Source organism: Rhodococcus sp. WY5 (assembly GCF_018588185.1).
In the GTDB taxonomy this organism is placed as follows: domain Bacteria; phylum Actinomycetota; class Actinomycetes; order Mycobacteriales; family Mycobacteriaceae; genus Rhodococcus_F; species Rhodococcus_F qingshengii.
Window position 1 is genome coordinate 208,261 of record NZ_JAAMPR010000001.1, and the last position, 17,974, is coordinate 226,234.

Annotated in this window: 17 protein-coding genes; 14 read left to right on the top strand and 3 right to left on the bottom strand. The window is 60.6% G+C overall.

The features are described 5' to 3' along the window. The first annotated feature begins 4 nt into the window (after positions 1-4). Genes ipdA through G4D79_RS00895 form a run of 3 tightly spaced genes read left to right on the top strand, consistent with a single transcriptional unit; the run spans position 5 to position 2,723 of the window. A complete protein-coding gene (gene ipdA / locus G4D79_RS00885; RefSeq protein WP_099697030.1) occupies positions 5-913 on the top strand; it encodes a cholesterol ring-cleaving hydrolase subunit IpdA in 909 nt (302 codons plus the stop codon). Continuing rightward, the gene (locus G4D79_RS00890) at positions 910-1,665 is read left to right on the top strand and encodes a CoA-transferase subunit beta (protein ID WP_042920450.1); all 756 of its coding nucleotides are present in this window, start codon (positions 910-912) and stop codon (positions 1,663-1,665) included. The genes ipdA and G4D79_RS00890 overlap by 4 nt, the downstream gene beginning before the upstream one ends. Beyond that, entirely contained in the window at positions 1,662-2,723 is a 1,062-nt protein-coding gene (locus G4D79_RS00895; RefSeq protein ID WP_007734249.1) for a nitronate monooxygenase family protein, read from the top strand. Before G4D79_RS00890 ends, G4D79_RS00895 begins: the two co-directional genes overlap by 4 nt. Before the next feature lie 78 nt (positions 2,724-2,801). Here G4D79_RS00895 and G4D79_RS00900 read toward each other — a convergent pair whose 3' ends face one another. Continuing rightward, complete coding sequence (locus G4D79_RS00900) at positions 2,802-3,521, bottom strand: IclR family transcriptional regulator (protein ID WP_058039199.1); 720 nt, start codon at positions 3,519-3,521, stop codon at positions 2,802-2,804. Between the two features lie 250 nt (positions 3,522-3,771). Between G4D79_RS00900 and G4D79_RS00905 the strand changes: the two genes are divergently transcribed. Then, positions 3,772-4,536, top strand: a complete 765-nt coding sequence (locus tag G4D79_RS00905) for an SDR family NAD(P)-dependent oxidoreductase (RefSeq protein ID WP_058039200.1) — start codon at positions 3,772-3,774, stop codon at positions 4,534-4,536. A gap of 83 nt (positions 4,537-4,619) precedes the next feature. Continuing rightward, positions 4,620-5,774 (top strand): Rieske 2Fe-2S domain-containing protein, encoded by a 1,155-nt coding sequence (locus G4D79_RS00910; protein ID WP_099697031.1) that lies wholly within the window; start codon positions 4,620-4,622, stop codon positions 5,772-5,774. Between the two features lie 245 nt (positions 5,775-6,019). Here G4D79_RS00910 and G4D79_RS00915 read toward each other — a convergent pair whose 3' ends face one another. Further along, positions 6,020-7,225, bottom strand: a complete 1,206-nt coding sequence (locus G4D79_RS00915) for a winged helix-turn-helix domain-containing protein (protein ID WP_099697032.1) — start codon at positions 7,223-7,225, stop codon at positions 6,020-6,022. 34 nt (positions 7,226-7,259) lie between these two features. After that, the gene (locus G4D79_RS00920) at positions 7,260-8,519 is read right to left on the bottom strand and encodes a TetR/AcrR family transcriptional regulator (RefSeq protein WP_223304659.1); all 1,260 of its coding nucleotides are present in this window, start codon (positions 8,517-8,519) and stop codon (positions 7,260-7,262) included. Positions 8,520-9,060: 541 nt separating this feature from the next. Between G4D79_RS00920 and G4D79_RS00925 the strand changes: the two genes are divergently transcribed. From G4D79_RS00925 to G4D79_RS00965, 9 genes are read left to right on the top strand one after another with little or no spacing between them, the layout of a single operon-like run. After that, positions 9,061-9,870, top strand: coding sequence for an ABC transporter permease (locus G4D79_RS00925; RefSeq protein WP_003945485.1), 810 nt, complete (start codon positions 9,061-9,063; stop codon positions 9,868-9,870). Further along, positions 9,870-10,727 (top strand): ABC transporter permease, encoded by an 858-nt coding sequence (locus G4D79_RS00930; RefSeq protein ID WP_003945491.1) that lies wholly within the window; start codon positions 9,870-9,872, stop codon positions 10,725-10,727. The genes G4D79_RS00925 and G4D79_RS00930 overlap by 1 nt, the downstream gene beginning before the upstream one ends. A gap of 3 nt (positions 10,728-10,730) precedes the next feature. Then, entirely contained in the window at positions 10,731-11,954 is a 1,224-nt protein-coding gene (locus tag G4D79_RS00935; RefSeq protein ID WP_099697033.1) for an MCE family protein, read from the top strand. Continuing rightward, positions 11,951-12,982: an MCE family protein gene (locus G4D79_RS00940; protein WP_099697034.1), complete on the top strand. Its 1,032-nt coding sequence runs from the start codon at positions 11,951-11,953 to the stop codon at positions 12,980-12,982. Before G4D79_RS00935 ends, G4D79_RS00940 begins: the two co-directional genes overlap by 4 nt. Then, positions 12,982-14,037 carry an MCE family protein gene (locus G4D79_RS00945; protein ID WP_099697082.1) on the top strand — a complete coding sequence of 352 codons (1,056 nt, stop codon included), beginning with the start codon at positions 12,982-12,984 and terminating at the stop codon, positions 14,035-14,037. The genes G4D79_RS00940 and G4D79_RS00945 overlap by 1 nt, the downstream gene beginning before the upstream one ends. Further along, positions 14,034-15,131 carry an MCE family protein gene (locus G4D79_RS00950; protein ID WP_003945762.1) on the top strand — a complete coding sequence of 366 codons (1,098 nt, stop codon included), beginning with the start codon at positions 14,034-14,036 and terminating at the stop codon, positions 15,129-15,131. The genes G4D79_RS00945 and G4D79_RS00950 overlap by 4 nt, the downstream gene beginning before the upstream one ends. Next, on the top strand, positions 15,128-16,192 hold the full coding sequence (locus tag G4D79_RS00955; protein ID WP_007734227.1) for an MCE family protein: 1,065 nt from the start codon (positions 15,128-15,130) through the stop codon (positions 16,190-16,192). Before G4D79_RS00950 ends, G4D79_RS00955 begins: the two co-directional genes overlap by 4 nt. Next, a complete protein-coding gene (locus tag G4D79_RS00960) occupies positions 16,189-17,409 on the top strand; it encodes an MlaD family protein (RefSeq protein ID WP_099697035.1) in 1,221 nt (406 codons plus the stop codon). The genes G4D79_RS00955 and G4D79_RS00960 overlap by 4 nt, the downstream gene beginning before the upstream one ends. Next, a complete protein-coding gene (locus G4D79_RS00965) occupies positions 17,396-17,953 on the top strand; it encodes a hypothetical protein (protein ID WP_047269603.1) in 558 nt (185 codons plus the stop codon). Before G4D79_RS00960 ends, G4D79_RS00965 begins: the two co-directional genes overlap by 14 nt. Positions 17,954-17,974 lie beyond the last annotated feature (21 nt).

Consider the following 17,974-nt stretch of genomic DNA (forward strand, 5'->3'; position numbering starts at 1 on the left):
AAACATGGCTAGCAAGCGTGACAAGACGAAGTCGCTCGACGAGGTAGTCGGCGAACTCCGCAGCGGAATGACGATCGGCTTGGGCGGCTGGGGATCTCGCCGCAAGCCGATGGCCTTCGTGCGTGCGATTCTGCGTTCGGACGTCAAAGACCTGACCGTGGTCACCTACGGCGGACCGGATCTCGGACTGCTGTGCTCGGCCGGCAAGGTCAAGAAGGCGTACTACGGTTTCGTGTCCCTCGACTCCGCGCCGTTCTACGACCCGTGTTTTGCCAAGGCACGCACCGCCGGTGAGATCGAAGTCCGCGAGATGGACGAGGGCATGGTCAAGTGCGGCCTCGAAGCAGCTGCCGCTCGCCTTCCCTTCCTCCCGATCCGCGCCGGCCTGGGTTCGGACGTCCGCAACTTCTGGGGCGACGAACTCAAGACCGTCACCTCCCCGTACCCCGAGGCCGACGGCCGCTCCGAGACCTTGATCGCGATGCCTGCGCTCAACCTCGATGCGTCGTTCGTTCACCTCAATCTCGGTGACAAGCACGGCAATGCCGCGTACAACGGCGTCGACCCGTACTTCGACGACCTGTACTGCATGGCCGCCGAAAAGCGATACGTCTCCGTCGAACGCATTGTCGAGACCGAGGAACTGGTCAAATCCGTTCCACTGCAGAACCTTCTGCTCAACCGCATGATGGTTGACGCCGTCGTCGAGGCACCCAATGGTGCGCACTTCACGTTGGCCGGCGAAAGCTACGGCCGCGACGAGAAGTTCCAGCGTCACTACGCCGAGTCCGCCAAGACCCCCGAGTCGTGGCAGGCGTTCGTCGACACCTTCCTCTCCGGCAGCGAAGAGGACTACCAAGCCGCAGTAAAGAAGTTTGCCGATTCATCAAAGGCAGGGGAGCAGGCAAAATGAGCGAATCCACCGTCACCCGCGCAGAGTACGTTGTTCTCGCTTGCGCTGAAATCTTCTCCGGTGCAGGCGAAATCATGGCCAGCCCGATGTCGACGTCGTCCACCATCGGCGCTCGCCTGGCTCGACTCACCACCGAACCCGACCTGCTGATTACCGATGGTGAAGCCCTCATTCTCGAGGACACTCCGGCCGTCGGAACAAAGGGCCCCGTCGAAGGATGGATGCCTTTCCGCAAGGTGTTCGACGTCGTCGCTTCCGGCCGCCGTCACGTAGTCATGGGCGCCAATCAGCTCGATCGCCACGGCAACCAGAACCTCTCCGCCTTCGGCCCGCTTCAGCAGCCGACGCGTCAGATGTTCGGTGTGCGCGGCGCCCCGGGTAACACCATCAACCACGCGACGAGCTACTTCGTCCCCAAGCACTCCAAGCGAGTGTTCGTCGACAAGGTCGACGTGGTGTGCGGTGTCGGCTACGACCAGATCGATCCCGAGAATCCGGCTTACAAGTACCTGAACATCCCCCGCGTCGTCACCAACCTCGGTGTCTTCGACTTCGGCGGACCAGGAAACACCTTCCGCGCGTTGAGCCTTCACCCCGGCGTCACCGCCGAAGAGGTAGCCGAGAACACCTCGTTCGAGGTTGCCGGACTCGCCGAGGCCGGTATCACCCGTGACCCCACCGTCGAAGAACTTCACCTCATCCGCGAAACCCTCGATCCGCGCAACCTCCGGGACCGTGAGGTCTCGGCATGACCCCCACCCTGAAGACCGCGCTGACCGAACTGGTCGGTGTCGAGTACCCGATCGTGCAGACGGGTATGGGCTGGGTTTCCGGTCCCGCTCTCACGTCGGCAACGGCTAACGCCGGTGGTCTCGGCATCCTGGCTTCGGCCACGATGACGTACGACGAGCTCGAGCACGCGATCAAGAAGACGAAGCAGCTCACGGACAAGCCGTTCGGCGTCAACATGCGTGCCGACGCCACTGACGCCCCGCAACGCGCGGATCTGCTGATCCGTGAAGGCGTCAAGGTCGCGTCGTTTGCGTTGGCTCCCAAGAAGGAACTGATCGCCAAGCTCAAGGACCACGGCATCGTCGTCGTGCCCTCGATCGGTGCCGCGAAGCACGCGGTCAAGGTTGCATCCTGGGGCGCGGACGCCGTCATCGTCCAGGGCGGCGAAGGTGGTGGCCATACCGGCGGTGTGGCCACGACATTGCTTCTCCCCTCGGTTCTCGACGCGGTCGATATTCCGGTCATCGCCGGTGGCGGATTCTTCGACGGCCGCGGGCTGGCTGCCGCACTGGCGTACGGCGCTGCCGGTGTCGCGATGGGAACGCGATTCCTTCTCACCAGCGACTCTTCGGTGCCCGATTCCGTCAAACAGGAGTATCTCAAGCGCGGACTGACGGATACGACTGTCTCCCGCAAGGTCGACGGCATGCCTCATCGTGTGCTCAACACCGACCTGGTCAACAGCCTCGAAGGTTCCAGCTATGCAACCGGTTTGATCGCCGCGGCCAAGAATGCCACGAAGTTCAAGGCCATGACGGGCATGAAGTGGTCGACCCTCGCCAAGGACGGTCTCGCAATGAAGCGGTCGGGTGACCGCACGCTGATGCAGATCATCATGGCAGCCAACACACCGATGTTGCTCAAGGCCGGACTGGTCGAGGGCAACACGGAAGCCGGTGTTCTTGCTTCGGGTCAGGTTGTCGGCATGATCAACGATCTGCCCAGCTGCAAGGAACTGATCGAAAGCATCATGGAAGGTGCCGCGGGGCGTATCGACGCGCTTGCGGCTCTTCGCTGACACAGCTCTATCCGAGTGCGTCTCCCCCACTGTGCTTTACGCGTAGTGGGGGGAGGCGCACTCTTTGCGTTTGTCGGACTATCCCGTCTTCTCCTGCTCGAACCCGTCGATCATTCCGAAATACTGCGAGATCGCTGCTGCCGCCATCTGTACGGGAGCGGCGTTCCTCTTGTCTATCGTGCCGCGAATCAAGGGCCCACAAATCGAGAGACCTACTGGCATGTGGTCGAGCACCCCGATTCGCGCGGCGATACAGCCCATCCCGGAATTGCAGATTCCGAACGCAACTGCGTGTTGGCGAACGTCATTGGCGTTGTGCGACGATGCCACCGATCTGTTGCCGGCGCTCAACAGTGACTTCCCGATGGTCGACGCTTGCGCTGGGATACGTGAGCCGACGCGAGTCTGAAGGTCGGGGACCATCAGGCTCCCGATCTTCTGGATGTAGCGCACATGGTTTCCCTCCAACACCCCGAGGTGCACGGCGTGTCCAGTCACGAAATGCAATTGCTGAAGTAGGGGCGTAACCACTCGATCCACTTTGTTTCGATACAGCGAGAGCGCGCCCAGATCTCCTAGCTTGTCGCCTATCTCGTACTCGAGTCCTTCGCGGCGTAGCCAGTTCATCCTCACGAGTTTCAGTAGCATCCGGTGCACGGACGATCGCGGAATCCCGGTTCGGCGCGCGACCTCCCCCAATGTCAGCCGAGGCGCGTCACGAAAGCAGTCCACCACCACCGACAGTCTGTCGAGAGTTGACATGGGGATGGACTCTTCGGTGATCGGTCCGACCAACATCGATGTCTCCGTTCCGGTGGCCCGCCGCTTCGGCAGCCAACATTCGTTCCGCCCATCTGAGCTTCCGTGGACACACGACGCCAGTACGTTTCCCACGCAGCGGGAGATGCATCTGCATGGGCTCTCACCAGCACCTATACCGATGATCGGTCATGTTCGTTGAGCCCGAATCCATCCCTCGTCACAGTGATGACCGGAGCCCATCAGATCATGCGGCGCCGAGCAGAACGCTTCAAAATCAGGAGGACACATGAATGCTTCATCCCCGTCGACAGGCGTGATCATCACCGGCGGCGCATCCGGAATCGGATTGGCCTCCGCCCGCGCGCTCGCGGCGATCCGACGCCCAGTCGCTCTCTGGGATATCGACGAGGCAAAAGCGGTCGATCAGGCAGCCGTGATCTCCTCCGAATTCGGCATCGACGCCATCGGAGTGGGAATCGATCTCACGAGAGCGGACGACTACGCGGCCGCATTGGCCACAACCCGTTCCTCACTTCCCTCCATCGGCGGACTTGTTCACTCCGCCGGGGTCGTCGATATCGGATCCCTCGAAGGAGTGACGCTCGACGTGTGGGAGACGGGTATCAACACCCATCTACGTCCGCTCATCCTGTTGGTTCAACAGTTGATGCCTGATTTCACGGCCAATCCCGGTTCGGCAATAGTCGGAATCGCTTCGATCAACGCAACTTTGGGCAATGCAATCAACCCTGTCTACTCCGCTGCAAAGGGTGGGATGTTGTCGATGGTCCGATCGCTGGCGGACCGACTGGGCCCGGACGGCATTCGGATCAACTGCGTCTCTCCCGGACAGATTCTGACCCCTCTGCTTCAGCCGACCGTAGACGCATTGGGTGACGGGGCATTCGAACGACGCATCCTCCTCGGCAGGCTCGGTCGCCCGGAGGAAATCGCACACGCTGTCCGCTTCCTGCTGTCCGACGAAGCAAGTTACATCACCGCAACGGAATTGGTTGTCGACGGCGGCAACGTCTCGTCGCAGCGTATGTGACTTGCCCAGAGATTTACCCCCCTTCGACTGTCGTACAACGTCGCTCGGTCCAGCCCACCGGGTGCACTCACGAAAGGAAGAACATGACAATTGCGGATGTCAATGAATCGGAAGAGGTTCGCATCATCGACCAGGGAGAACCTCCCACTCGATTTGCCCGCGGATGGCACTGCCTCGGCCTCGCCAAGGACTACAGCGACGGGAACCCGCATTCCGTCGAAGCTTTCGGTACCAAACTGGTCGTCTTCTCCGACTCGCATGGCGAACTGAAGATCCTCGACGCGTACTGCCGTCACATGGGCGGCGACCTGAGTCAGGGCACGGTCAAGGGCGATTCAGTCGCCTGCCCCTTCCACGACTGGCGTTGGGGCGGCAACGGCAAATGCACCGCGATCCCCTATGCACGCCGCGTTCCACCGCTTGCCAAAACTCGCGCCTGGACCACCCTCGAACAAGACGGACTGCTCTTCGTCTGGCATGACCCCGAAGGCAATCCGCCTCCGGCCGAAGTCGCCATACCGACAATCAAAACTCCGGACCACGAATGGACCGATTGGGTATGGAAGTCAATCGTCATCGACACCAACTGCCGAGAAATCGTCGACAACGTCGTTGACATGGCGCACTTCTTCTACGTGCACTTCTCGTTCCCCACCTATTTCAAGAACGTCTTCGAAGGACACGTCGCCATCCAGGAGCAGAGCGGCATCAACCGCGACGACATCGTGACCTGGACCGACCCCGACGTACCGAAGTTGGTGTCGAATCTTTCGACAGCGGCCTACCACGGACCGTCGTTCATGATCGACGACTTGCGCTACGTCTACGAGAACTTCACGACCGATTCGGTGCTGATCAACTGCCACTACCCGGTGAGCCCGAACAAATTCGTACTCATGTACGGCATTACCGTCCAGAAGTCCGCAGAGATGCCCGCCGAGTTCGCCGATCAACTTGTCGACGCAATGATCGGGTACATCGGCGTCGGATTCGAACAGGACATCGAGATCTGGAAGAACAAGACCCGTATCGACAATCCACTGCTCTGCACCGAGGACGGCCCGGTCTACCAACTACGCCGTTGGTACGAACAGTTCTACGTGGACGTCGCCGACATCACCCCGGACATGGTCGACCGATTCGAATTCGAGATGGACACAAGCAAACCCATCGAAGTGTGGAAGCAGGAAGTCGCTGACAACATCGCACGCAGGGCCGCCGCAGGAGTAGGGCAATGACCATGGAACCGCTGGACTGCGAGCGGTGCGGAACATACGTCCTCGTGGAGAAGAACAGCTGGCATCACACGTCGACCCAGTGGCGATCAGATTCGCGCACGGCATGTTTGGAGTACCGCGACGATGCTGAACCGCCGAGAATTCGATCCGGAAGTTGTTCCGCATTGAGAAATTCCATCAATCAGGCAGCTACCGACGGACGCATAACAGTTCCCGAATGACAATCGTCCTCGCGACCTGAAGGCTCACGTCATAGCGGCGGCCAACTGCTGAGACAACGTACCTTTGTTCTCCACCTCGACGGTGTCGCAGCCCTGCCAACGCGCAGTTCTCCGAAGGAGTTCCGCCAACCGCGGCGCAGTGTCGGCGTCCGCGGTGGGTTCGGCCCACGCCGCGCGGACAAGCAGTCGACGGTTCTGACGGTCGTTCTTCAGATCGACTCGGGCGCAGATCTTGTCGTCGATCAAGACCGGAAGCACGTAGTATCCGTGAACTCGCTTGTGCGCCGGAGTGTAGATCTCGATCCGGTAGTGAAAGTCGAAGAGCCGCAACGCTCGATCGCGTGCCCACACTACCGGGTCGAAGGGTGACAACAACGCTTCCGCACGGATGGACCTGGGACGCTTCGCTCGCGGATCGATCCACACCTCCCTTGCCTTGCCTCGACGCTCCCAGCCGTCGACGGACACCCGGCGCACACTGCCGGCATCTTCGAGTTCCTGCAATGCCGTTCGTGCTTCTGCGCTGGGCAGACGAAAGTAGTCGGCGATGTCGTCGAGGGTGCCGAGACCGTGTGCCTTCACACCCCGCAGCACCAGTTCGCGTATCGCCTCCGACCGCTCGACGTGTGCGTCGAGTATCTCGGGTGCAAGCATCTGCTCGGCCAGGCCGTAACGACGCTCGAAACCGGCGCGCCCCGCCGAGACCACCTCGCCCCAACGGAACAGCGTCTCCAGCCCGACCTTCACGTCGGACCACCCCCACCACGGACCGCGCCGTGTGTTCGCCTCGTGTTCGATCTCGCTCGCCGCCATCGGACCGTTGTCGCGCAACTCCTGCCGCAACCAATCGAGGAAGACACTCCGATCGGAAGCCCACCCGTCCTTGTCACTCAACGCTTTGGCGCGAAACTGGTCCATCCGCCAGCGGAACAACGGCCACATGTCCACCGGCAAGAACGTTGCTTCGTGACCCCAGTATTCGAGGTATCCCGAACCGGGGGTGAAGGCAAGCTGATCGAGTCTGGATTTGTCGTATGCGCCCAATCGCGCATAAACGGGTAGGTAGTGACTGCGTTCGAAGACATTGACCGAGTCGATCTGCAGCACCTGCAGCCGGTCCATCACGCCGACCAGATTGCGACGCGTCACCGTCCTGGGATGCGATTTGCCGAATCCCTGAGCGGCAAGCGCTATGCGACGGGCAGCTGCCAGTGACACGACTTCGCTCATAGTGGGCCAGACTACGCACACCCACCGACACGCTTCAGGCGGCCGAAGCCCGACGGCCGAACAGTACTGCCGACATGAACACCTGCAACATGGCCGCGTTCTCTGCGGCAGCGTCGAACTTCATCATGCGGCCGACATCCGGGACCAGGTTGAGCGCAGCGTGAACTACGAACTTCGCCTCTACTGCCGACAGCTCAGGACGAATCTCGCCGAGCACTCGCGCCCATTCGACCACGTAAAGCTTCTGGCGATTCTTCAGATCGCTTCGATGACTCGGCAGAAGGTTGTTCATCTCGGAGAAGTAGACCGACATCAATTCGTGCTGTGCAAACGACAACTCCACGTACATCGCCGACAGTGACCGGAGCACTTGTTCGTGCGAAGTCGCGGAGTCGAAGACCGCTGCCGTCGCCAAGTCCAAGCGATCTGCAGCTCGATAGAACACGGCGCCGAGAAGCTCTGCCTTGCTGGGAAAGTAGCGGTACATACCGGATGCGTTCAAGCCGGCGGCCGCGGCGATCTCTTCGATGCTGACGTCGTGATACCCGCGAGAGTCGAAGAGGCGCACGGCTTCCTGCAAGAGACGTTCACGTTTGTTCGTGGTCACGGTTCGTGGTAACGAGGACTGCTCCAAGCGGCTAGCGGTGATTGCACCCTCACCTTGATCTATCGCCAGACACGCGTCGAGCAGAACCTTCTCCATCGATCGCTGGGGCAGCAACAGGTTATGGACGGTGATGCTGCCGATGACGCTGAACATCGCTGCCACGACAAGGGTCTCGTCCCTCGCCGTCATCGCGGGTTCGGAACGCGAAAGATACCGGGCTACTCGGCGATTGACCGCACTGGCTTGCGCTCGAACGGATTTCCGATCATCGGCGTCGAGAAACCGGCTCTCCCAACGATAGATTCCGGCCGTACGCCGATTGCGGATCGTCGTTCGTATCACTGCAATCAGATCTTCGCGCAACCGCTGCGCATCGGTTGCCGCAGGCGCAACCGAAACGGCATCGAGGGCACTGGCGAGCGCTCCGGTCAACTCCAGTGCCGCGTGGCGGAACATCGCGTACTTGTTCGGAAAGTGCCGATAGAGCGCCGAACCCGAAATACCGACCGCCGACGCGATGTCGTCGACACTGACAGCAGGATATCCGCGCTCACTGAACGCGATTGCCGCTGCTGCCGCGATCTGCGCCTTGCGGTCCTTCGGTCGCCTCTTGACGGAGTCGGACCTCGGCTGCCGAACAATCCCATTCGACGTCTGCGCGTCGACGAACTGATCGTTCAGGCTCACCGTGTACCCCACTCTCCAGCCCTCACGCACGAAGCACTTCGATCCGCCTGCTCATCAGACGAGAATCAGCATAAGCATGATTTTGAAAACTCGTACACCGATTTCAGCACATCGCGCGTCTAGAGTTTCATACATGCAGGTAACGCTGCCTTTGATCAGAACACACCACTCGCCCTTCGCCACCTCCCCCGTTGCTTCCACCGAGAATCTTCGTTAACAAAACGTTGCCTGTGGCCACCAGCAGTGGGTAGGGTCACCGCTCGAAGCATCCAGCCCGCATCCACGAAGCAATCCGACTGACAGATTCGGAATATTCGTAAACATACACAGGATGTCGATATGAACAGTTCCGATATCTCCACGTCAATGAAGGAAACTCGGTCAACAGGGCTGACAGTTCGACGAGAATTTCGGTTCACATAATGCTTGCTTGGACACATATATGTGTGAGATGCTTCACAGGCAGTTCGCTCGACCGCCAGCGCTCGAACAGTTCGAACTCCGTGCCGAACACTGTTGATCTGCAAAGGAATTCAATTAGATGACGTACGAGCTGCCAGCCGCGAAGGGCCCGGTGCGAGACGTAGCGTTACAGGGGGGCTATCTGATCGGATTCTCGGTTCAGGCACTCTTCGGTCTGTTCACGGCAATCCTGCGCAGACGACTCTCGTTGCACGAGACGGTTACTCAGACCCTGTTCATCGGTCGCGTCAGCACCGGCCCGTCGCTGCTTCTCATGATTCCGATCGGTGTATTCATCGCCGTCTCGGTCGGTGAACTGGCCGGCCGGATCGGAGCCGGTGGATATTCCGGAGCTGTCGTAGCTTTCATCATCGTCGGTCAGGCCGCGGCGCTGGTGTGCGCGTTGATGATGGCCGGTGTCGCAGGATCGGCGATCTGCACGGATTTGGGTTCACGAAAGATCCGGGAAGAGATCGACGCGATGGAAGTGATGGGCATCGACGTGATCGAGCGCCTCGTCGCACCGAGATTGGTTGCGGCAGTGATCGTCTCCCTTGCACTGTGTTCGATGGTCACCTTCGGCGGTGTGATCGCGTGCTACCTGTACCACATCTACGTCCAGCATCTTCCGGCCGGAACGTTCATGGCAACGTTCAGTCAGTACGGGCGATCCTCCGACTTCGTCATGGCTTTGGTGAAGGCTGCGGTCTTCGGCATCGCTTCGACTTTGGTCGCCACCTTCAAAGGTCTACATGCAAAAGGTGGCCCACGCGGCGTTGCCGACGCAGTCAACGAAGCCGTCGTCATCGCGTTCGCGCTCGTCTTCATCGTGAACACAGTGTTGTCCGCGCTCTACACCGTAATCGTCCCGGCAGTCGGTGAATTCTGATGTCGCTCGTCGATCTCCGTGTTCGAGCACGTCAAGCGAGCAGACCCCTGCGAACCGCGGGCGACGGCCTCGTCTCCCTCGGTCAACACGTCACTTTTTACGTCCGCACTATCGCATCGATCCCCTTTGCGCTCACCAAGTACCGCAAGCATGTACTCGGTCAGATCAGCGAGGTCAGCTTCGGCACGAACTCCTTGTTGTCCGGCGGCGGCACCATCGGGATCGTCTTCGCGATGTCGCTGGCCGCGGCGATGATGTTGGGCGTCGAGACCCACCGGGGCCTCGAGCTTGTCGGGATGACCTCGCTCTCCGGCATGCTGTCCGCGGTTGCCAACACCCGTGAACTGGCCCCTGTTGTCGTCGCGATCGCGTTGGCCGCCAAGGTCGGAACGGGTTTCACCGCCCAGATCGGGGCCATGCGTATCTCCGACGAAATCGACGCGCTGGACTCGATGGCGATCCGATCGATCCCCTTCCTCGCGGGTACCCGGGTGATCGCTGCCATGATCTGTGTCATCCCGATCTACATGATCGGACTCCTGGCCAGTTACCTCTCGACCCGACTGGTCGTCGTGTTCTTCAACGGCGCATCGGCAGGTACTTACGACTACTTCTTCCATCTGGCGATCTCTCCGCAGGATCTCCTGTACTCGGGTCTCAAGGCCGTGGTGTTCGCCGCTGTTGTCGCGCTGGTTCACTGCGCGTACGGCTACTATGCCTCCGGTGGTCCGGCCGGCGTCGGGCAAGCGGCCGGGCGCGCGCTCCGGACTGCGATCCTCGCGATCGGAATCCTCGACGTACTGATGACTTTCGCGCTGTGGGGCCTCGTGCCCCAGATCCCGGGAATGGGGGTCTGAGCCGTGGACAGACTCACTACACGCACGAAGATCGTGTACGCCCTTCGCGGCGCGATCGCCATAGTCGTCACCGTCGCCGCCGCCGTGACAATGGTTCTACGCGGTTCGGGAAATCTCGAGCAGAGCACCGACATCTTCGTCGCTGTTCCAGCCACAGCCGGTCTCATCAGCGGTGAAGCTCCGGTTCGGTACCACGGCGTCAACGTCGGCCGAATCGGCGAAATCGAATCAGGTACCGCCGAATCCGTTGTGCAGTTGCAGATTCAGACCGATGACGCGTCGAAGATTCCCGCTGACGTGGTGGCTCGCGTTGTTCCACGCACGTTCTTCGGCGACATCTACATGCAGCTCGTGGACAGTCCGAATGAGCAGGGCCAGACGACTCTGGCGGACGGAGACGAGATCCACATGGACGACGGTCCCGAAGCCGTTGCGCTCTACGACGTGTACACCAAGTTGGTGGGCGTCCTCACTGCGATGCAGCCCGAGAAGTTGCAGACAGCCCTGACTGCGCTGGGCCAGGCGCTCGACGGAAAAGGAGCCGAGATCGGTACCACGATAGACAATCTCAGTGCCGCGTCCGGCGTACTGACACCCGCCGCACACCAATTCCTCGAATCGACACCCGAATTCAAGTCGGTCGTCGACGCGTTGGACCGTGCGACCCCCGACATTCTCGATACCTTGGCAGCCGCCACAACCGTCTCGAACGACATGGTCGCCAACAGAGCGAATCTCGAGTCCTCGATCGGCGCGGCCGCAGTCTTCGCCGCTACCGTCGACGATTTTGTCGGGGCGAACAACCGAAACATCATCACTGTGATCGATTCCGCCGGAAAGATACTCGCAACCACCGCGGCCAATCCCGGAGGACTGCGTTCCACCCTCGCCAATGCCAGTACGTTCGGCGCCGCGGGCGCTCGAGTCTTCGCCACCGGAAAGTTCGACATCACAGCAGTTGCCACGTTCGCCGAACCGCTCCCATACACGGGTGATGATTGCCCGCAGTACGGTGACTCGCGCGGAGCACAGTGTTCGGGCTCCAACCTGACGCCTGAACAACCCGTCAGTGCCCCGGTCGTGGGCGGCGTAGCCGAAGCGGCCCCCCTGCGGTACCTCGAAGATCAACTACTGGGCGGATCGCCGGAACCCTCGGATACCCCCAACCCGGCAACAACACTGATGTTGGGGCCGATGGTCAGAGGTAACGAGGTGACCGTCCCGTGAAGGTCCGTCCTGGCCAGGTAATTCGGTTGTCACTCTTCTGTCTCACCGGCGTCGCCTGCGCGTCGTTCGTGGCGAACACGTTGTCGGTCCCGGTTCGCGGAAGCACCGATTCGTACTCGTTCGAGTTCACCGACGTCGAAGGACTCAACCCGGGCAACCCGGTCACCATGTCGGGTGTGCGTATCGGCCGCGTGGACTCGGTTGCGTTCGCCGACAACGGAGGCGGGACGAGCAAGGCGATCGTCGACGTCGAAATCGAGTCGCGATATTCCCTCGAGTCGGATGTCCGTGCCGCCGTGCGCTACGGCGACATGCTCGGTGCTCGATATCTGGCACTGACGCAAGACGACAGCGCAACAACGGTATCCGCACGACAGCTCGAACCAGGTGACACGATACCGCTGGCGCAGACAACACCGCCGATCAACTTGACGGCCCTGATGAACGGGTTCAAACCGTTGTTCGCCGCGCTGCAGCCCGAGCAGGTCAACACGCTCACGCGAAGTTTTGTCGAAACCTTCAACGGCCAGGGCAAGGCAATGACCACCCTGCTCGACCAGATCGCGACCATGAGTTCCGGCCTGGTCGACCGTCAGGACGTCTTCGCGCAACTACTCACGAACATGAACACCCTTCTCACCTCCGTCGACGAGCGTCAACCCGAATTGGTCGGTCTGTTGGACGGTTTGAACGATCTGAGTACTTCCGTCGTCGGGCAGAACGATCAACTGGTCTCGCTCTTGGATCAGGGAAACCGCACTGTCTCGTCGTTGGCTCAGATCATGGCCGGGTCGAACGGCGCATTCGGTCAGACCGTGCAACAACTCGAAAGTGTCACCGGGAGTTGGATTGCGAGCACCGACGAGTTCAACAGACTTCTCGTCAACCTTCCCCAGTTCGCCGACGCCGCCAACCGGATCGGAAGTTACGGAAGTTTCATCAGCCTGTATCTGTGCAATTTCACTCTGAAGGCAGGCGACATGGAAGCCAACATCTTCGGTCCGACACACTCGCCGGTGTGCTCATGATGTTCCTGGTCAAGCTGATCGACGTGTTCGTCGGCATCATGCTCTTCCTGTTCAAAGGGGATCGCCGTCGCAGCGGTAGCGGCACCGCTCTCGCCCTGGGCAGTCTCGGAATCTTCGTTCTGGTGGTGGGACTCGGCGCCGCCTTGGGCATTCCGAAGCTCTGGTACAACGTACGCACGTCGGCATACACAGCCAAGTTAGCCAATGCCAGCGGGCTTTCCGACACCGATCCGGTTTACGTGGCCGGGGTTCCCGCGGGCCGAGTGGATTCGATCGACCTTGCCGGCGACCACGTCGTCGTCAACTTCCGCTTGGACAAGGACCAGCCTTTGGGAAACCAGAGCACGGCGACGGTCAGGCTCAAGACGGTCCTCGGCAAGCGCTACCTGGAGATCGTGCCGGCCGGAGTGGTCGACGACTCCGAGGCGCGGGTCATCCCGCTCTCCCGCACAACCGTGCCGTACAGCCTCGACGACGTCAGCAGTGATGCCACCACTGCGGCAACAGGCGTCGACCTACAGGCGATGGAGTCCATGATGAACACCCTTTCGCAGGTGATTCCCACTGATTCCGATCAGGTGGGCCGGGCTCTGGCCGGAATCAGCGGCGCCTCGGCGGCTTTCGCGCAGAACAGTGAACAGATCGACCAGATTCTCATCATGTCTCGTGAGCTGTCGGACATGGCTGCGGCACAAACCGATTCGATCGTCGGTACTGCGGCCAATGCTCAGACGATCGTTCGAACTCTTGCGATGCGCAAGGACGCACTGACTCAGCTGGTCGACAACCTGACAATCATCATCTCGAAGCTCTCCACCACTTTCGTCGATCGTCAGGACGAGTTCGGAGCCATGACCGACAACCTCGTCGCGGTCACCACCACGCTGAAGAACAACGCAGATCAGATCGACCTGCTGTTGACTCGTCTTCCTTCCGCGCTGCGTTCGGTCACCGATTCAACCGGCACCGGCAATTGGACCGACGTCAACGCGCCGGCGGCCGTGATCCCGGACAATCTGCTCTGCGCGCTCGGCATCATGGAGGGCTGCAAGTGAATACACGAAAAGCCGTCACGGCCATGCTGGTAGTGACCTTGGCGATCGCCCTGCCCGGTTGGTACATATTCGGACGAACAGATCAGTCCAAGACCGTCTACGCCGATTTCAGCTACGTCGGCGGAATCTACGAGGGAAGCAAGGTCACCGTCCTCGGAGTCGGCGTCGGGACGGTCACGTCGGTGGAACCTCGCGGAACTTCTGTTCGAGTAGCGATGTCGATGCCCGACTCCGTGGACCTGCCCGCCGACGCCTCGGCCTATGTCCTCAATCCATCGGTGATCAGCGATCGACACATCGAACTCGGCCCGGCGTACACCGGCGGAGAGACACTGAAAGACGGCGACCAGATTCCGATCGAACGTGCCCACTCCCCCATAGATTTCGACGGCTTGATGGGAAGCGTCAGCACTTTGGCCGACGCATTTGCCGGGGATGGGGGCAATCTCGGCGATCTCGTGAGCCGCGGCGCCGCCGGGTGGCAGGGCCAGGGCGATCAATTCAACACCGCAATTCGCAACCTCAGCACAGCAACCGGAGTTGTCGGCGCTCGGTCGGAAGACATCGGTGCCCTTGTCGACAATCTCAACACTTTGATGAATGCTCTGGACGCACGGCAGGTCAGCCTCGACGAACTTGTCGGCGACCTCGGCGTCCTGGGTGATCAATGGGCGAGCCAGAACATGGACATCTCACAGCCTCTGCAGGATCTGCAGGTGGTCTTCGACCAGTTGAACAGTTTCATGACAACTCACGGCGATGATGTCGGTGCCATAGCCGACAACGTGCGAGTTCTCGGTGACACTCTGGCTGCCAAAGAACCCGGCCTCGCCGAGTTCATGGACCTGGTGCCGTTGATGATGCAGAACCTCTCCCAGACAATCGGTCCTGATCAGCGCGGGCGCATTCGGCTCAACGTCTCGACTGCATTGACTCAGTTCGCGGTGGCGAAACCGCTGTGCGACACCTACAAGTTGCCGATCTGCACCGGAGCCGGGTTCACGAATCCGATTTCCTTCCCCCTCAGCACTTCTGATCCGCTCGGCATCGCCTCCGCGATTTCCGGCGGAGCCGTCCCCGGAGGTGGCAATTGACGCGGCAATCGGTTCGAATAATCGCCGGTATCGTGATCATCGGTGTGGGTTCTGCGGCCGTGCTCGCCTTCGGCGGCTGTAGCGCAGGCATTCAAGACCTACCCCTGGGTCGTTCGGCCGACGGTGACGCGTACAACGTGGCGCTGCAGCTGGCCGGCGCCGACGGCCTGGTGTTGGGAGCAGACGTCCGCAGCGGCCAGAAAGTCATCGGTCGAGTATCCGCGCTGTCAGCCGATGTCGTCGGAGCCGATGTGACTCTGAGTCTGGACGCCGCGACGCCATTGCCCGACAACGTCGAAGCTTCCGTCGAACTCCCGTCCGCACTTGGCAATCCGTTCATCAGACTCTTGGTGCCGGAAGTTCCGTCCGGCTCCACGCTCAGCGACGGAGACACAATTCCGGAGTCTCGCACCGAGATCGGTCCGCAGGTCGAAAGTGCGCTTGCCACCCTCGGCACGGTTCTGACCGGAAGCGGCATCGACCAACTCGATACCGTGGTGCGCGAGCTGAACACCGCGTTTTCCGGGCGCTCCGGTGAAGTTCGTTCTCTGACCGAGACCCTCACCTCGCTCATGGCAGAGGCAAGCAGTCACCGCAGCGAGTTCGACGAGGCCGTCGACCTCGCTGCCCGGGTCTCCTCCCAACTGGCCGGCCAACGCGTAGTTGTCGACAACTACCTCGATTCCGTTCCACAGGTGGTGTCGATTCTCGTGGGACAGAAGGATCAGATTGCGAGCCTGTTGAACTCGACCGTTCAGCTCGCCACCAACGCAAACACCATTCTCGACTCGTCTCCCAACGGCCTCGACGCGATGCTGCACGATGCGTCGACCGTTGTCGGGACTCTGGATTCGTTCAACTCGGAGATCGGCCAGACGCTGACGAACATGAACGGGTTGCTCGAAAACTTCACCGGTGCAGTGCAGGGTGACTACCTCGTTTTCGACGGCGCCCTGGATATTCCGGGAACGATCGACAAGCTCTGGAGCGGCGGTATGGCCGGTCAATCGATCGCACCAGCGGGAACTCTCACCGATCTACTTCAGGGAGGTCCGCGTTGAGTCGCCTTGCGCTTGTTCAACTTGTCCTGTTCGCTCTGATCGCTGCTGTGGTCATCCCTTTCGGGATCGTCTACGTGGTCGGCCCTCAGGGTTTCGGGGGTCAAATCCGGCTGCACGCCAACATGTCCGACGCCTTCGGACTGACCAAGGGCACGGTCGTCACGTATCGCGGCGTACAGGTGGGGAAAGTGAGTGAAGTCGAACTCGACGCAGGCACCCGCACGGCTCGGGTGGAACTCTCACTCAACGACAACACCGAGATACCTACCGACAGCGTCGCCAAGGTGACGATGGGGACCGCAGCCGGAATTCAGAATGTCGACATCTACCCCAACACAGACCACGGCCCGTATCTTAGGGACGGCGACGAGATCGCCATGCCCGCGGATCAGCAACCGGTCCAGATGAGCCAGTTGATGCTTCAGGCGTCCGGTGTCTTGGAAGGGATTGATCCACAAGCGATCAGCGACATCGGGACCGAGCTGGGGAATTCGTTCAACGGGCTCGGCCCGAGCTTGGCGACGATGATCGACAACGGTGGGACCATGTCGGCGCAGTTGAACGACCAGTCGGCCGAACTCGCTGCGCTGCTGTCGCGAACCTCCACGTTGGTGGAATCCATCGCGACACAATCGGATTCGTTCGTCCGGGGAATGGCAGCTGCCAAGAACTTCACCGAACAACTCGAATCCAACGCGCCGGTGCTGATCTACCTCACCGATCATTCGCCCGCCGCCCTGAACAGCGCTCAACAGTTGTTCGACAAGTACCACAACACTTTCGGAGCGGTCCTGGCCAATCTCGTCACTGTCGCACCGATCATCTCCGACCGCACAGAGGCCCTGGAAACCGGACTTGTCACGATTCCTGAAGGTCTCGCCAAACTGGCATCCATCGTCAAAGGCGATCGCGCCGACTTTGCCTTGGTTGCGACCCAGGGGCCGGTCTGCAACTACGACACCCCTCGGCGTGAGGTCGGCGATCTGTCTCCCACCAGTCCGAGTCTGGCGATGTACTGTCCCCCCGCCGACGACCTGGTCCAACGCGGAGCACAGAATGCTCCGCGTCCGAACGACCTCGGTTTGCAGAACTCGACCGTCCCGGGCACTCCGATCGGACCGCCCGTCGTCGCAGATCCGATTCTCGTCCCGACCGGAGTCGACGCCCTGAACTACTGGAGATTGATGTTGGAAGGACTGGGAAATGGCACACGGTGACAACGCACTACTCGACGAGACAGAAGCCGAGGTGGCCGAACATCCGACTTCTCCGTCGCTACTTCACCGCCTGAAGGAGCCACGCAACGCACTGATCTCACTAATGGCGGTAGCGCTGGTCGCAGCATTGGCGGTGCTCGGATTCCAGATGTACTCGGCGAATCAGGAAGACACGCTGCGGCAGGAGGCTTTGGACACCGCACGGGATTACTCAACCATCATGTCCTCCTTCGATTATCAGAACCTCGATGTCAACAAGGACACCATCGCCTCGATGTCGACCGACGAGTTTGCCGGCACCTACCGAACGATGGTGGATTCCCTGAGGGAAGTCGTTGCCGGGGGCCAAGGTCAGGCGAGCGCGACGGCGACAGACGTCGGCATCGGATCACTGGACGATTCGTCGGCCAAGGTGCTCGTGTTCGTCGACCAACAAGCCAAGAATGTCGCAGCGCCAGAGGGAAACACACAGAAGTACCGCATGGTCGTGTCCCTGGTCCGCTCGGGCGACCGGTGGCTCGTGAGCAACGTCGAGACCAAGTAACTCACCACACGCGGAGGAAGA

What these genes read in the sequence shown, in the direction of transcription:
- ipdA (WP_099697030.1), top strand. Translation starts at nt 5, where the DNA reads ATGGCTAGCAAGCGTGACAAGACGAAGTCGCTCGACGAGGTAGTCGGC.
- G4D79_RS00890 (WP_042920450.1), top strand. Translation starts at nt 910, where the DNA reads ATGAGCGAATCCACCGTCACCCGCGCAGAGTACGTTGTTCTCGCTTGC.
- G4D79_RS00895 (WP_007734249.1), top strand. Translation starts at nt 1,662, where the DNA reads ATGACCCCCACCCTGAAGACCGCGCTGACCGAACTGGTCGGTGTCGAG.
- G4D79_RS00900 (WP_058039199.1), bottom strand. Translation starts at nt 3,521, where the DNA reads ATGTTGGTCGGACCGATCACCGAAGAGTCCATCCCCATGTCAACTCTC.
- G4D79_RS00905 (WP_058039200.1), top strand. Translation starts at nt 3,772, where the DNA reads ATGAATGCTTCATCCCCGTCGACAGGCGTGATCATCACCGGCGGCGCA.
- G4D79_RS00910 (WP_099697031.1), top strand. Translation starts at nt 4,620, where the DNA reads ATGACAATTGCGGATGTCAATGAATCGGAAGAGGTTCGCATCATCGAC.
- G4D79_RS00915 (WP_099697032.1), bottom strand. Translation starts at nt 7,225, where the DNA reads ATGAGCGAAGTCGTGTCACTGGCAGCTGCCCGTCGCATAGCGCTTGCC.
- G4D79_RS00925 (WP_003945485.1), top strand. Translation starts at nt 9,061, where the DNA reads ATGACGTACGAGCTGCCAGCCGCGAAGGGCCCGGTGCGAGACGTAGCG.
- G4D79_RS00930 (WP_003945491.1), top strand. Translation starts at nt 9,870, where the DNA reads ATGTCGCTCGTCGATCTCCGTGTTCGAGCACGTCAAGCGAGCAGACCC.
- G4D79_RS00945 (WP_099697082.1), top strand. Translation starts at nt 12,982, where the DNA reads ATGTTCCTGGTCAAGCTGATCGACGTGTTCGTCGGCATCATGCTCTTC.
- G4D79_RS00965 (WP_047269603.1), top strand. Translation starts at nt 17,396, where the DNA reads ATGGCACACGGTGACAACGCACTACTCGACGAGACAGAAGCCGAGGTG.